At 56.6% G+C, this 13,861-nt stretch carries 14 protein-coding genes; 9 read left to right on the forward strand and 5 right to left on the reverse strand.

The window, feature by feature from the left end; all coding sequences use genetic code 11:
• Positions 1–3 precede the first annotated feature (3 nt).
• Entirely contained in the window at positions 4–852 is an 849-nt protein-coding gene (gene asd, locus ACJSDX_RS00185) for an archaetidylserine decarboxylase (RefSeq protein WP_407992975.1), read from the forward strand.
• 52 nt (positions 853–904) lie between these two features.
• On the opposite strand, the gene ACJSDX_RS00190 is transcribed toward asd, so the two are convergent.
• A complete protein-coding gene (locus ACJSDX_RS00190; protein WP_309566364.1) occupies positions 905–1,423 on the reverse strand; it encodes an RNA pyrophosphohydrolase in 519 nt (172 codons plus the stop codon).
• Positions 1,424–1,643: 220 nt separating this feature from the next.
• On the opposite strand from ACJSDX_RS00190, the gene ACJSDX_RS00195 reads away from it, so the two are divergent.
• From ACJSDX_RS00195 to ACJSDX_RS00205, 3 genes are all read left to right on the forward strand, one after another.
• Complete coding sequence (locus tag ACJSDX_RS00195) at positions 1,644–2,606, forward strand: cytochrome D1 domain-containing protein (RefSeq protein WP_407992976.1); 963 nt, start codon at positions 1,644–1,646, stop codon at positions 2,604–2,606.
• 99 nt (positions 2,607–2,705) lie between these two features.
• Positions 2,706–3,236, forward strand: coding sequence for an SRPBCC family protein (locus ACJSDX_RS00200; protein ID WP_407992977.1), 531 nt, complete (start codon positions 2,706–2,708; stop codon positions 3,234–3,236).
• 223 nt (positions 3,237–3,459) lie between these two features.
• Positions 3,460–3,879, forward strand: coding sequence for a pilin (locus ACJSDX_RS00205; RefSeq protein ID WP_407993541.1), 420 nt, complete (start codon positions 3,460–3,462; stop codon positions 3,877–3,879).
• A gap of 193 nt (positions 3,880–4,072) precedes the next feature.
• Here ACJSDX_RS00205 and ACJSDX_RS00210 read toward each other — a convergent pair whose 3' ends face one another.
• Positions 4,073–4,837 carry an MBL fold metallo-hydrolase gene (locus ACJSDX_RS00210; protein WP_407992978.1) on the reverse strand — a complete coding sequence of 255 codons (765 nt, stop codon included), beginning with the start codon at positions 4,835–4,837 and terminating at the stop codon, positions 4,073–4,075.
• Positions 4,834–7,059, reverse strand: a complete 2,226-nt coding sequence (locus ACJSDX_RS00215) for a CHASE2 domain-containing protein (RefSeq protein WP_407992979.1) — start codon at positions 7,057–7,059, stop codon at positions 4,834–4,836. The genes ACJSDX_RS00210 and ACJSDX_RS00215 overlap by 4 nt, the downstream gene beginning before the upstream one ends.
• A gap of 145 nt (positions 7,060–7,204) precedes the next feature.
• Here ACJSDX_RS00215 and ACJSDX_RS00220 point away from each other — a divergent pair, with 145 nt between their 5' ends.
• The 5 genes from ACJSDX_RS00220 to folE2 all read left to right on the forward strand — a co-directional run bounded on the left by ACJSDX_RS00220 (position 7,205) and on the right by folE2 (position 11,833).
• Positions 7,205–7,873 (forward strand): alpha/beta hydrolase, encoded by a 669-nt coding sequence (locus ACJSDX_RS00220; RefSeq protein ID WP_407992980.1) that lies wholly within the window; start codon positions 7,205–7,207, stop codon positions 7,871–7,873.
• 112 nt (positions 7,874–7,985) lie between these two features.
• Positions 7,986–8,243 (forward strand): exodeoxyribonuclease VII small subunit, encoded by a 258-nt coding sequence (xseB, locus tag ACJSDX_RS00225; RefSeq protein WP_309566357.1) that lies wholly within the window; start codon positions 7,986–7,988, stop codon positions 8,241–8,243.
• A complete protein-coding gene (locus ACJSDX_RS00230) occupies positions 8,240–9,130 on the forward strand; it encodes a polyprenyl synthetase family protein (protein ID WP_407992981.1) in 891 nt (296 codons plus the stop codon). Before xseB ends, ACJSDX_RS00230 begins: the two co-directional genes overlap by 4 nt.
• Positions 9,131–9,141: 11 nt before the next feature.
• Positions 9,142–10,986, forward strand: a complete 1,845-nt coding sequence (gene dxs, locus ACJSDX_RS00235) for a 1-deoxy-D-xylulose-5-phosphate synthase (RefSeq protein WP_407992982.1) — start codon at positions 9,142–9,144, stop codon at positions 10,984–10,986.
• A gap of 46 nt (positions 10,987–11,032) precedes the next feature.
• Positions 11,033–11,833, forward strand: a complete 801-nt coding sequence (gene folE2 / locus ACJSDX_RS00240) for a GTP cyclohydrolase FolE2 (RefSeq protein WP_309566354.1) — start codon at positions 11,033–11,035, stop codon at positions 11,831–11,833.
• Between the two features lie 71 nt (positions 11,834–11,904).
• On the opposite strand, the gene ACJSDX_RS00245 is transcribed toward folE2, so the two are convergent.
• Both ACJSDX_RS00245 and ACJSDX_RS00250 read right to left on the reverse strand, forming a co-directional pair.
• Positions 11,905–12,546, reverse strand: a complete 642-nt coding sequence (locus ACJSDX_RS00245) for a retropepsin-like aspartic protease family protein (protein ID WP_407992983.1) — start codon at positions 12,544–12,546, stop codon at positions 11,905–11,907.
• Between the two features lie 127 nt (positions 12,547–12,673).
• Positions 12,674–13,819, reverse strand: a complete 1,146-nt coding sequence (locus tag ACJSDX_RS00250; protein WP_309566454.1) for an MFS transporter — start codon at positions 13,817–13,819, stop codon at positions 12,674–12,676.
• Positions 13,820–13,861: the final 42 nt, after the last annotated feature.

Here is a 13,861-nt window from a genome sequence, read left to right on the forward strand (position 1 = left end):
TGTGTGTCAACACCCTGTTCCGTCAAACTGCAATACCTGACCCCAAAAATCGCACTGACCGCATTGGCGGGCAAACTCGCCCACTTGCGGGCAGGCTGGTTGACCACCGCCGTCATCCGCTGGTTTGCCAAGCATTACCGGGTCAACATGCTGGAAGCGGTCAATCCCGACATTGCCAGCTATGCCAGCTTCAACGATTTCTTTACCCGGGCATTGAAGCCCGGTGCACGGCCGCTGGCCGATGCGGCGCAAATCTGCCCTGTCGATGGCGCCATCAGCCAGTTCGGCCGCATAGACAAGGACCAGATTTTCCAGGCCAAGGGCCACCAGTATTCAACCACCACCCTATTGGCCGGCAATGCCTCGATGGCACAACATTATGAAAACGGCTACTTTGCCACCATCTATCTCAGCCCCCGCGATTACCACCGTATTCATATGCCCTGCGACGGCAAGCTGCTTTCCATGACCTATGTGCCCGGCGACCTGTTTTCCGTCAACCCGTTGACTGCCGAGCACGTGCCCGGGCTATTCGCCCGCAATGAGCGCGTGGTGTGCGAATTCGCGCATGGCGAAGGCAAGTTCGTGCTGGTACTGGTAGGCGCCACCATCGTGGGCAGCATGGCGACCGTATGGCACGGCATCGTCAACCCGCCGCGTCCGGGAAAAATCCAGACCTGGCACTATCATGATCAGGACATTCACTTGAAACAAGGTGAGGAAATGGGACGCTTCCTGCTAGGGTCGACCGTGGTGCTACTCTACCCGGAAGCGGCAGGGCTTAAGTTCGAGGCCGGCTGGCATCCATTGAAGGCCGTATCCCTGGGCGAGGCAATGGCGCAACAAGATTGAAATGAAATTGAAAAGGAGATTCCGGCCCGACGCCGGAATCTCCATAGGCAAATCAACGCACTGGCTGATCCAGCTTCTCCGCCGCGCGCGCGCGCCGGCGATCCGCCAGATGGGAGGACAGCTCCTTCAACGCCAGGCGATAGACATCGCGCTTGAACTCAATGACGGAATCCATCGCTACCCAGTAATCGCTCCAGCGCCAGGCATCGAATTCCGGATGCGTGCTGGCACGCAATGACACGTCGCTATCACGCCCGACCAGCCGGAGCAGGAACCATATCTGCTTCTGCCCCTTGTAACTGCCACGCCATTCGCGCTTGATCCAGTTGGTGGGCACGTCGTACCGCAGCCAGTCCCGGGTGCGGCCCAGGATTTTGACATGCTCGGGACGCAGCCCAACCTCCTCCATCAATTCGCGGTACATGGCTTGCTCAGGGCTCTCGCCATATTTAATCCCGCCTTGCGGAAACTGCCAAGAGTGTTCGCGGATGCGCTTACCCCAAAACACCTGATTGCGGGCATTACATAAAATAATGCCGACATTCGGGCGATATCCATCCCGATCTATCATGACAACATACCTCTATAGTTTGTCGTCATTTTTCCATATTTCGCCAGATATTGAAAGCTGAGCAAGCGGCAACGCCACGATCAAAATCCCGGAAAACACAGGAGAAATCCAGCCTTGACGCTGTTTACAAGCCCCCCGTATACTGCTGGGTCAACCTACAGCAACGTTGACGCGTTACTTTAACCAACTGGCAAACCTGATCGCAAAAACGTAATCGACAGTGAAACACCACATCCGTATTCTCAACAGCTTTTTGCCTCTTCTGGCATTTGTCTTCCCGGCTCTGGCAGATGAGGCCTACATCACCAACCAGGGTGAAAACACTGTTTCCGTTCTCAGCCTCGACGATCACAGCACCATCGCCACCATTGCCGTAGGCAAGGCTCCCGTAGGCGTTGCCTCCTCCGCCAGCTTGGGCAAAGTCTATATCAGCAATGTCGATAGCCACTCGGTATCGGTGATAGACAGCAAAAAACATGAGGTCATCGACACCATCGAGATATCCGGCTCGCCAGTCGGCATTGCCCTCTCGCCGGACAGCAAAACACTCTACGTTGCAGACTGGGGCGATGACCGCGTCCTGGCGATCGATACAGCCGATCCCAGCCAGCGCCGCGAAGTCAGCATCGGCAAAGCGCCTGCGGGGCTCATCGTCAGCCACGACGGCAGCAAGCTTTATGTCGCCAATCGCGACAGCAACGACTTGGCGGTGATCGACACGCAATCCCTCAAAGTGCTGCAGCGCATCGCCACCGGCGAGCACCCGTTCGGTATCACCCTCGGGCCGGATGGCAAGCAGGTTTTTGCCGTCAATGTCTATGCCAACAGCCTGACGGTCATCAATCTGGAAAACCTTGAAACCCGCACCATTGCCGTGGGGGAACATCCATATTGCGTCACGGTGAGCCCGGACAGCCGATATGCCTATGTCACCAACACCCAGGCGGACACAGTCTCCGTGATCGACCTCGAACAGAACAAGGAAACCGCCAAGATCCGCGTCGGCGGCTTCCCGGAGGGCATCAACTATGATGCCGCCACCAACAAAATTTACGTTGCCAACTGGTTTGACAACTCGGTTTCAGTGATAGACGCCAGCAGCCATAAACATATCCAGGACATTTCCACCGGCAAACAAAGCCGGGCGTTCGGACAGTTTATACTCAACAAGACGTCGCATTGATTGGGAGCTGATTAGTATGCTGTCCCGCTACAACCTAGCAGCAGGACAGCACATTGACGGTTCCACTTTTATAACTTGCAAAAACATGGAGAAACATAGATGAAGAAAATCCTCGCATTGCTTGCCATCGGCCTGCTGCCGCTCACCGCTGCCGCCCACGGGCCTTCGCCTCAGAAAGTTGAAAAAACTGTCGTCATCGATGCCAGCCCCGACAAAGTCTGGGCCTTGGTCAAGGACTTCGGCAACTGGCAGAAATGGCACCCTGCCGTTGAAAGCACCAAGCTCGACAAGCGCAATGTAGACGGCACGGAAGAAACCGTGCGCCTGCTTACCCTCAAGGGCGGCGGCACCATCCTGGAAAACCTCAAGAGCCTGGATGAGGACAGTAAGCAAATGAAGTACGGCATCATCGAAGGCGTGCTGCCAGTTGCCGACTACTATTCCACCATTTCCGTCAAGGCTCTTGACGGCGGCAAGTCCGAAGTCAAATGGATGGGCCGCTTCTACCGCGTGTACAAGCTCAACCCACCTATCCCTCCAGGCCAGGATGACAAGTCCGCCCTGGATGCGGTCAATGGCGTATATGATGCCGGCCTTGCCAACCTGAAGAAAGTAGCCGAAGGCAAGTAAACTTTCTAAGCAAACCTAACAATGCTTGTCACTTAGTGACAAAAATTGTCAGTTAAAAGTGAGCAAAAAGCGGAGCAATAGCTCCGCTTTTTATTTCAACTCCAACAAAACCCTTAAAATTCAACAAACAACCCATCACCCTCAAAAGCTGGCACAGCCATTGCAATAAGCAATGCATGCGGCACTCTCCAGCTGCAGTAAAACTCAACTAAAGGGGTTCATGATGAAAAAAGTACAACAAGGCTTTACATTGATCGAACTGATGATCGTGGTGGCGATTATTGGCATTTTAGCTGCAGTGGCTATTCCAGCCTATCAAGATTATGTAGTGAAAAGCCAATTTGCTGGTGCATTCAAAGAGGTCGCATCGTTAAAAACTGCTTTTGAAGTTGCGGTTAATGAAGGGAAAACACCTTCAGTGACAGCTACAGATCCTGGATATATTGGGATGAACACAGCATCAAGCACCTATTGTACTCTTGCAGTAACAGGCGTCACCGCAATTCAATGCACAGCAAAAGGTGGCAATGCTGCAAAATTTACAGGAAAAACAATTACTCTTAATCGTGATGCAGATGGAGTTTGGACTTGTGCAACTGGCGGCGGCATTGATGCTAAATTCCGTCCAGGAAATTGTACTTAATTAGCAAAGACATAAGGCACAATAACTAGCTGTCATTGCGCCGAAAAAAGCAGCTTCCTCCACAGGAGACAACGCCACCATGCGTCGTCTCCTGTCTCTTTTGATCTTTTTATCGAATTGACTAATCAAACCAAGGAAAGACACGGCACCTCGTTGATATCCCGAGTGACATCTACTGTAAAAGGATAATCATTCAGAAGTTCAACCACTGCCCTTGTTGTAATACCTGCGGTGCTAACCCATGGCTTACTGTTTTAACTTCTCGCATGATTGCTTCTCCCTCACCTGGCTTCAGATGCGTAACCCATACTTCTGGACGAGGCTTAAGTTGATCTAACCCATTCAGCAGCAACGCCGGACAATAATGGTGAGAAACCAACGCCAAGGCAATCTCAGCATTGGTGAACGAGACTTCGATGATCAGGTGACGTAAATTGTCTACTTGGTTCAGCACTTGCCAGAACTCGTCGCAACTGGTGGTATCGCCAGTGAATGCAAGACTGCCTGATCCACTATCCAGCAAATAACCGACTGCAGGCACACTATGGTTGGCAGGTAGTGCCACAATACGTCGGCCAGCAATCTCAACCTCGTCTCCCACCGTCATAGGCGCATATTGCAGCAAAGGTTGGTCAGGAGTAGGAATTCGATTGAAGTCCGGCCAGATTTGCCCATTGAAGATATGCGCCTTGAGACTGGCAATGGTTTCCGGCAACGCATGCACTGTCACCGGCCTTTCGCGCTTGCCCAGCACGGCATCCAGCAGCAATGGCAGGAAAGCGACATGGTCGAGGTGTGAGTGAGTCAGAAACACATGATCGATCGCTGACATCTGCTCAAGCGTGAGGTCGCCCACGCCGGTGCCGGCATCCACGAGGATATCCTCATCTACCAGCAAGGATGTCGTGCGCAGGCCCTGGCCTATACCGCCGCTGCAGCCCAATACCTGGACAATCATGCTTCCCCCCGCTTGCTTTCAAAATTGTATACGCCGTCCCAATCCGCTTCTGGCGCATGATGGCTGAAATGACTGATGCGCTCAAGATAAAGCACGTATATCCTGCGCTCGCCATAAGCGGTTTGCAATGCCTTGAAAGCCGTATTGGCTTGTTGCCATTGTTGCTGGCGATAGGCTGCTAACGCCAGTTCGTATTGAGCCAATTCCTGCGCTGCTTCAGGATATTCATCAATGATGGGAGCATAAATCCGTATGGGGGCATCCTTGCCTTTTACACGGATCAGGTCCAACTCGCGATAGGGATATTGCGTCGCGGCCCGGACAGAAAACTCGCTCACGATGACAGGTTCCGCGTAATATTCGCATAAGCTTTCCAAGCGCGCGCTGAGGTTGACCGCATCGCCCAGTACGGTATAGGCCATGCGAAATTCTGAGCCCATGTTACCCACCGTCATTTCACCGGTGTTAAGGCCTATGCCTATTTTGAATGCAGGCCAGCCTTTTTCCTGAAAGACTGCATTCACTTTTTCAAGCTCCCGCGCCATGTCCAGCGCCGCGTTGACTGCATTGGCCGCATGCTGTTCGTCATGCAGCGGCGCTCCCCAGAACGCCATGATGGCATCGCCCATGTATTTGTCTATGGTACCGCGATGCTGGTGGATGACACGCGTCATCGCCGTCAGGTATTCGTTCATGAGCTTGGCCAGCGTTTGCGGATCAAGCGCTTCCGAGATGGTGGTGAACCGGCGGACATCGCAGAACAGCACCGTCATCTCCCGGCTTTCTCCCTCCAGCCCGAGCTGATTCGGCCGGGCTGCCATTTCCGCGACCAGCTCCGGCGGCACATATTGTCCGAACAGTTGTGCCAAGTGGCGCTTGCTGCGCGACTCGATGAAATAGCCGTAGCTCATGTTGAGTACATAGAGCAAGGCCACGAGCAGCAAGGCCGAAGCCAATGGCAGCACGACGCCGATTTCCCATGACAGGAGATTGGACAATACCAGCAGGGATAGCACCGCCGCCGACAACATCGTGGCAGGCACAGGCCGCATGCGCGGCAGCAGGATGGACAGCCCCACGCCCAGGAGCATCAGCAGCAGGAACTCGGCGCCCAACGTGTAGGCCGGCTGCTGCCTGACGCTGCCGTCCAGGATGCCCGCGATCATGTTGGCATGGATTTCCACGCCGGGATACACGCTCTGCACAGGGGTCGCGCGCAAATCCATCAAGCCCGGCGCCGTCGTGCCGATCAGCACAATCCGGTCCTGCAGTTGCTGCGGCGGCACCTTGCCGTGCAATACATCGGCAGCTGATATATAGGGGAAGCTCCCTTGCTTGCCACGATAGGGAATCAGCGCATTAAGATTGGCATCGACCGGGATTTTCCGTTGTCCTAGCTCCAGCCACTCCATGCCAGCATAATGCATACTGTCGGCAAAACCGGGAGTCACCTGAACATCTCCCAGCACTTGGCGCGCCACTGCCAGCGACAAGGCTTCATACACGCCATCCTGGTATGCCACCAGCAACGGGATGCGGCGGGTAATGCCGTCCTCGTCGGGATCGGGATTGAAGTGCCCGGCCGCTTTTGCCTGTTGCTGCAAGACCGGCAGGTTTGCGCCGTACCCGCTGGCCTGCAGATAGGCAATATCGCGCCCGGCCAACACATCGGCCTGCATCACGGGCGGCGGCAACACGCCAATGTTATGCTGCATGCGGGTGTCATGGCGGAAGTAATATCCCAGCACGACATTGCGTCCTCGCATGCTGTCTGCAAACTGCTGGTCATAATCCAGCCCGGGCGCTACCGCATCAATTAGCTGCGCGATGTCTGGCCGCTGACCAAATTGCGCTTGCCGCATGGCTTGTAGTGCCGCCAGGCCTGAACTTTCGTCCTTTTCGGCAAATACGACATCAAATGCCACCAGCCTGGCTTGGTACTGGTCGAATAGCCTGTCCAGCAATTGCGCCAGTTTGTTGCGCCCCCAGGGCCAATGTCCTTCTTGCTTCAGACTGGCTTCGTCGATATCGACGATGACGATATGGTCGTCCAGCCCTCCCGACGTCAGCAACTGCAGCCGGGCATCATAGGCAAAGCGCTCCATCGCTTGTATGAAGCCCAGATTCAAGGCTCCCACGACATGGGCCAGCAACAGGACCGTGACCAGTATACCGAGCAACAGGCGGATGTGTTGATGGGAAAAGAGACGGGAAATACGCATGCAGGAATGAGGTTGTCGGGTTATGCCAGTGCGTTGATTTTACAGAAGCATAGCGTAAAAGCCTTGCACATGGGGAATGTGCCGTATGCCATATGCTGGATTGCATGGCAGAATGCAGCTTTCGCTCCAAACACAGGCAGAACTGATGCCCTTACTTGATTGTATTGAAATTTCCTCCGATGACGCCATCCGCAACAGCGTGATCTGGCTGCACGGCCTGGGCGCGGACGGCAACGATTTCGCGCCAGTGGTGCGCGAGCTGGCGCTGCCTCATACGCGCTTCATCCTGCCGCATGCCCCGGCAATCCCGGTCACGGTCAACCATGGCTATACCATGCCCGCATGGTATGACATTTACAGCTTCGAGCCGGGTGCAGCCCAGGATGGCGATGGCATCCGCGCCACCCAGGAAAAGGTCGAAGCCCTGATCGCCAATGAACTGGCACGCGGGATTCCAAGCCAACGCATCATGCTGGCGGGCTTCTCGCAGGGAGGCGTCATTGCGCTGCACACCGCGTTGCGTCACCCCGCTCCTCTTGCCGGAGTATTGGCGCTTTCCACTTATCTTGCGCTGGCTGACAGCCTCTCCATAGAAAAGCATGCCGCCAACCAGCACATCCCCATCTTCATGGCGCACGGCACATTGGACAATGTCATTCCGCTGGCGCGTTACCATGCATCCGCACAGGCATTGCAAAGCCAGGGATATTCCCTGGAACTGCATGAATACCCGATGCCACATTCCGTTTGCATGGAGGAGATCGGCGATATCCGCGGCTTCATGCAGCAGCAGCTCGGGTTATCATTAACTTAATCATGGTTTACAGAAGCAGTTCGGCGTAAAATGGCGCATTATTTTCACAATAATGCAATGAGCACGCACAGCTTGATGGAGTTGTGCCACATGCTCCTGCACCGGTTGTTTCATGAGTAAAAAAACCAAGGCTGACGATCCGCAAGCCAGCATATTTGAAGCCCTGAGCTTCGAAACCGCCATGACCGAGCTGGAGGGCCTGGTCGGGCAGATCGAGTCCGGCCAACTGCCGCTTGAGCAATCCCTGGCCGCCTACAAACGCGGCTCGGAGCTATTGCAGCACTGCCAGAAATCACTGGCAGACATTGAGCAGCAAGTACGCATCCTCACCGAGTCCAATCAGCTACAACCGTACAACGACGCTAAATGACCGATTTCCAAAGCTGGGCCCACCATACCCAACAACGTATGGAACACACGCTGGACAGCTTGCTTCCAGCATCGCACATTTCCCCCAACCGCCTGCATGAAGCCATGCGCTATGCCGTATTGGGCGGAGGCAAACGCGTACGCGCATTGCTTGCGCATGCGGCAGGCGAACTCTGCGGCGCCAACCCTGCGAAAGTGGATATTGCAGCCGCTGCGGTGGAATTGATCCACGCCTATTCCCTCGTGCACGATGACATGCCATGCATGGACGACGACGACTTGCGCCGCGGCAAGCCGTCCTGTCACAAGCAATACGACGACGCCACAGCGCTGTTGGTTGGCGACGCCTTGCAAACCCTGGCGTTCCAATCCCTGGCGACGCCGGGCTTATGCACCGACCCAGGCAGGCAACTGGAAATGGTCAACCTGCTGGCTATCGCCAGCGGTTCGCGCGGCATGGCGGGCGGGCAGGCGATCGACCTTGCCAGCGTAGGCAAGTCGCTCGACCAATCCGAGCTGGAATACATGCATATCCACAAAACCGGGGCCCTGATCCGCGCCGCGGCCCTGCTTGGCGCGCACTGCGCCGATGAGCTGGACCAGGCGCAATTGCATGCTATTGACCATTACGCCCAGGCCATCGGGCTCGCCTTCCAGGTAGTGGACGACATTCTCGACGCAGAGGCCGACAGCGAGACCCTGGGCAAGACGGCAGGCAAGGATGCCGAAAGCGACAAGCCGACCTATGTCACGATCCTGGGCATAGACCACGCCAAGCGCTTGGCGCAGGAATTGCTGGACGACGCGCTCGCGCCGCTGGCGCCTTATGGCGAAGCCGCCAGCCAGCTGAAGCAGGTGGCGCGCTTCATTACTCAACGTAGCTTTTAAGCGGGCCAGCCATGTACGAACTGCTAGAACGCATCAACTCACCAGAGCAACTGCGCAGGCTTGACCGCAGGGAGCTGCATGAGCTTGCCAGGCAATTGCGGGGCTTTCTCGTCAATAGCGTCGCGCAAACGGGCGGGCACCTGTCCTCCAACCTGGGCGTGGTCGAACTCACCATCGCCTTGCACTATGTATTCAATACGCCGGAAGACCGCTTGGTCTGGGACGTGGGGCACCAAACCTACCCGCACAAGATACTCACCGGCCGCAGGGAAGAGATGGGCAACCTGCGCAGGCCTGGCGGCATTGCCGGATTTCCTCGCCGGGACGAAAGCATTTACGACACGTTTGGCACCGGGCACTCCAGCACCTCCATTTCCGCCGCGCTCGGCATGGCGATTGCGGCACAAAAAAGCGGCTCCGATCGTCATTCGATCGCCGTGATCGGCGATGGCGCCATGACCGCAGGCATGGCGTTCGAGGCGCTCAATAACGCGGGCGCCATGGATGCCAACATCCTGGTGATCCTCAATGACAACGACATGTCGATATCGCCCAATGTCGGCGCGCTGACCAACTATCTGGCAAAACTGCTGTCAGGGCCGCTGTATACCTCGATGCGCCGCTCCGGCGAGAAGGTGCTGGGCGTCATGCCCCCGGTACGCGAATTCGCTAAGCGCGCGGAAGAGCACGTGAAGGGCATGGTGACTCCCGGCACGCTATTTGAGGAGTTCGGCTTCAACTACATCGGCCCGATCGACGGCCACGACATCGATGTATTGATCGCGACATTGCGCAATATCCGCGAGCTCAAGGGTCCGCAGTTCCTGCATATCGCGACGCAGAAAGGCCACGGCTACCAGCCTGCCGAGGACAACCCGGGCAAGTTCCACGGCGTCGGCAAGTTCGACCCCAGCAACGGTTGCTCGATTGCCCAGGCAGGCAAGAAAACCTATACGCAAGTGTTCAGCGACTGGCTGGTGGACATGGCCGCCCAGGACGAGCGCCTGATCGGCATTACCCCCGCCATGTGCGACGGCTCCGGCCTCAATGCCTTTGCCGAGCAATTCCCAGACCGCTTCTACGACGTCGGCATCGCCGAACAGCATGCGCTCACTTTCGCCGCCGGCATGGCATGCGACGGCCTGAAGCCGGTCGTCGCGATCTACTCCACATTCCTGCAACGCGCATACGACCAGTTCATCCACGATATCGCCTTGCAGAACCTGCCGGTGATGTTCGCGATCGACCGCGCCGGCCTGGTGGGTGCGGACGGTCCGACACATGCAGGCAGCTTCGACCTCAGCTACCTGCGCTGCATCCCCAATATTATCGTCATGACGCCAAGCGACGAAAATGAATGCCGGCAAATGCTGTACACGGCTTATCAGCACAACGGCCCATCCGCCGTGCGTTATCCGCGCGGCGGCGGCCCGGGTGCAGCCATCGCCAGTGAAATGCAGTCGCTGCCGATCGGCAAGGGCGAGCTGCGCAGGCAGGGCAGCCGTGTCGCGATCCTCGCGTTCGGCAGCATGCTGAGCCCAGCGCTGGAAGCTGCCGAAACCCTGGATGCCACCGTGGCCAACATGCGCTTCGTCAAGCCGCTGGATACAAGCCTGGTCAGCCAGCTGGCACAGAGCCATGACCTCATCGTCACCGTTGAGGAAAACGCCATCATGGGAGGCGCGGGCGCCGCCGTGATGGAATCCATGCAGGCATCGGGCATTCACACGCCTGTGCTCTGCCTCGGCCTGCCCGATACGTTCATCGAGCATGGCGTGCATGAAACCATGCTGGCGGAATGCGGTCTCAATGCCACGGGCATCGTTGCCGCAATTGAGAAAAGATTAACCAAGTAGTATACTCAACTATTACCGAATTCACTTATAGCATTTCAGGAATCCCATGAACCAACCCTCTATTCCGCCGATTGAAGATGTGCAGAACACCCCGGACACCCGGCAGCTCGCCATTGACAAGGTAGGGATCAAATCCATCCGCCACCCGGTCAAGGTCAAGGACAAGACCGGCGGCGTCCAGCATACCGTTGCGAACTTCAACATGTACGTGTTCCTGCCGCACAACTTCAAGGGCACGCACATGTCGCGCTTCGTTGAGATACTCAACAACAACGAGCGCGAAATATCGGTGGAATCGTTCGAAAGCATCCTGCGCGCGATGGTGGAGCGCCTCGATGCCGAGTCCGGCCACGTCGAGATGACCTTCCCGTATTTCGTCAACAAGGCCGCCCCGGTTTCCGGCGTGCAAAGCCTGTCCGACTATGAAGTGACTTTCATCGGCGAAATCAACAAGGGCAAGTACGACATCACCGTCAAGGTCGTCGTGCCCGTGACCAGCCTCTGCCCATGCTCCAAGAAGATATCGGACTACGGCGCGCACAACCAGCGCTCGCACGTCACCGTGACAGCCCTGATCAACGACTTCATCTGGGTGGAAGACATCATCCGCCTGGTGGAAGACCAGGCTTCCTGCGAAGTGTATGGCCTGCTCAAGCGCCCCGACGAAAAGTACGTCACCGAGCGCGCCTACGACAACCCGAAATTCGTCGAGGATATCGTGCGCGATGTCGCGGCCCAGCTCAATGCCGAGGCACGCGTCGTGAATTACACCGTGGAATCGGAAAACTTCGAATCCATCCACAACCACTCCGCGTACGCCCTGATCGAAAAGGACAAGCGCAAGTAAGCGCAACGCATTCGTGCTGACACAAAAAACGGCAGCCTAGGCTGCCGCTTTTATTTGCTGAATCCAGATGCTTAATATTTCTTGGTCAGCGTCAGCGCGATGCCTTCGCGCTTCATTTCCATGCGGTTGAGCGCGCTCATGCCCAACAGCACGACCGCGGGCGAGCCGCCCTCCATCACCAGCCCGTCCACCTGGCTCAATACCAGGCCGTTGAGCCGTACGTGATTGATCACCACCTTGTAGGCATTGGCCACGCCGTTCGCCGTCTGAACGGATACGGGAATGCCGCGCTTGTAATCGATCTTGGCATACTTAGCGTCGCCGCTGTTCATGACGATGGCGGATGCGCCCGTATCCACCAGGAAGCGCAATGACGCGCCATTGATCTGGCCTTCGACGAAATGGTGCCCGGTCGAATCGGCATACAATGTCACGCTGCCGCCTGCCGCGGCATCCTTGCTTGGCAGCGCGATCGCCTGTCCCATGCCCAGTTCCCGCTTGAAGCCGTCCACCTCGATCACCGCCTTGTCGCTGCTGGCGGAAACCAGGCGGATGCCTTCAGGGCTCACTTCCCCTGCCGAGAGGGTGCGCGGCTTGCCGCCATTGACGACCACGATCGCCTTGCCCTGGAACAGCCCCACGATGTTCACCTGGGTTTCTGCCCATGCCAGCGAAGGCAACAGCCATGGCAGCACCCACATCAATATCCGCATTGTTTCCCCTTTTTAGAGCCGCTGACAAACCCCTTCTGGCGTTGTTGCCCTGCCTTGCCGTACTTGTTGTACTCTCTGCGGCAGAACGCCTAGCCAGAATCACTTCGCTGGGTTTTGTTAGCGGCTCTTAATCTTCCCGCATCATGAACATGAAAAAGATAAAGCCGAGCATAGCGCATAGCGCGGATGCGGTAAATGTCCAGCTCGGGCCAATGCTCTCCCAGGCAAAGCCGCTGATCACGGCGCCCAGTGTCCCGCCGACGCCATAGGAAATGCTGGTATACAGGCCCTGCCCCTTGGATTGGTGCTTACCCTTGAAATACCGGTGCGTCAGCGCAACCGCTGCCGCATGGTAAGACCCGAATGTCGCCGCGTGCAATGTCTGCGCAAGCACGATCAACCACCAGACATCCACGGCCCAGCCGATCACGAAGAAGCGCACGAATGCCAGGAACAGGCTGGCGAGCATGATGCGCCGCAAGCCGAAAAGGGCAAACAACCTGGGCATGTAGAGGAACACCATGATTTCGCACATCACGCCCAGCCCCCACAGCCAGCCGATAATCCCTTTGCTGTAGCCGTGGTCCACCAGGTAAATCGAGTAGAAAGTGTAGTAGACGCCATGCGCGGCTGACATGGCGAAACAGGCGGCCATCAGCGCAATGACCTCGCGCCTGCGCAATATCGCCCACCAGGAACCATCGCTACCATGATGCTGCAACGTCACCAGCGGATCCGCCAGGCGCCATGACAAGCCCCATACGGCCGCCAGCAAGACCAGGATCACCCACAGCAACGCCATCATGCCCAAATATTGCACGGCATACCCCAGCCCAATGACCGCGACAACGAACCCTATCGAGCCCCAGAGGCGGATATGCCCATAGCGGTCCAGCCTGTCTCCAAGATGGCCCAAGGTAACCGCCTCGATCAAGGGCAAGGAAGCGCTCCAGAAAAAACTCAAGGTCAGCATGATGGCGAACAGCCAGTAAAAACTGTTGCCGAAAAACACGCCGACATAAGCCAGCAAGCTGGCTCCCGCGAGGAATTGGATAATCGGGACACGATGCCCACGATGGTCTGCCACCCAGCCCCACAGGCTGGGTGAGAAACTGCGGGCAATCTGGAACAGCGACATCAGGATGGCGATCTGGAAGGCGCTGAACGCCAGGGACTTGAGATACAACGTCCAGAACGGGGTAAAAGCGCCGACGAAGCCGAAATAGGCAAAGTAAAAGCCGGACAAGCGCCAATAAGGCAAGGGAGCATGCATTTTCATGCTGGCTTAATACAAACGGACAGCTTGGTCATCGTC

It is taken from the genome of Methylobacillus draconifructus, assembly GCF_045984355.1.
Classification (GTDB): domain Bacteria; phylum Pseudomonadota; class Gammaproteobacteria; order Burkholderiales; family Methylophilaceae; genus Methylobacillus; species Methylobacillus flagellatus_A.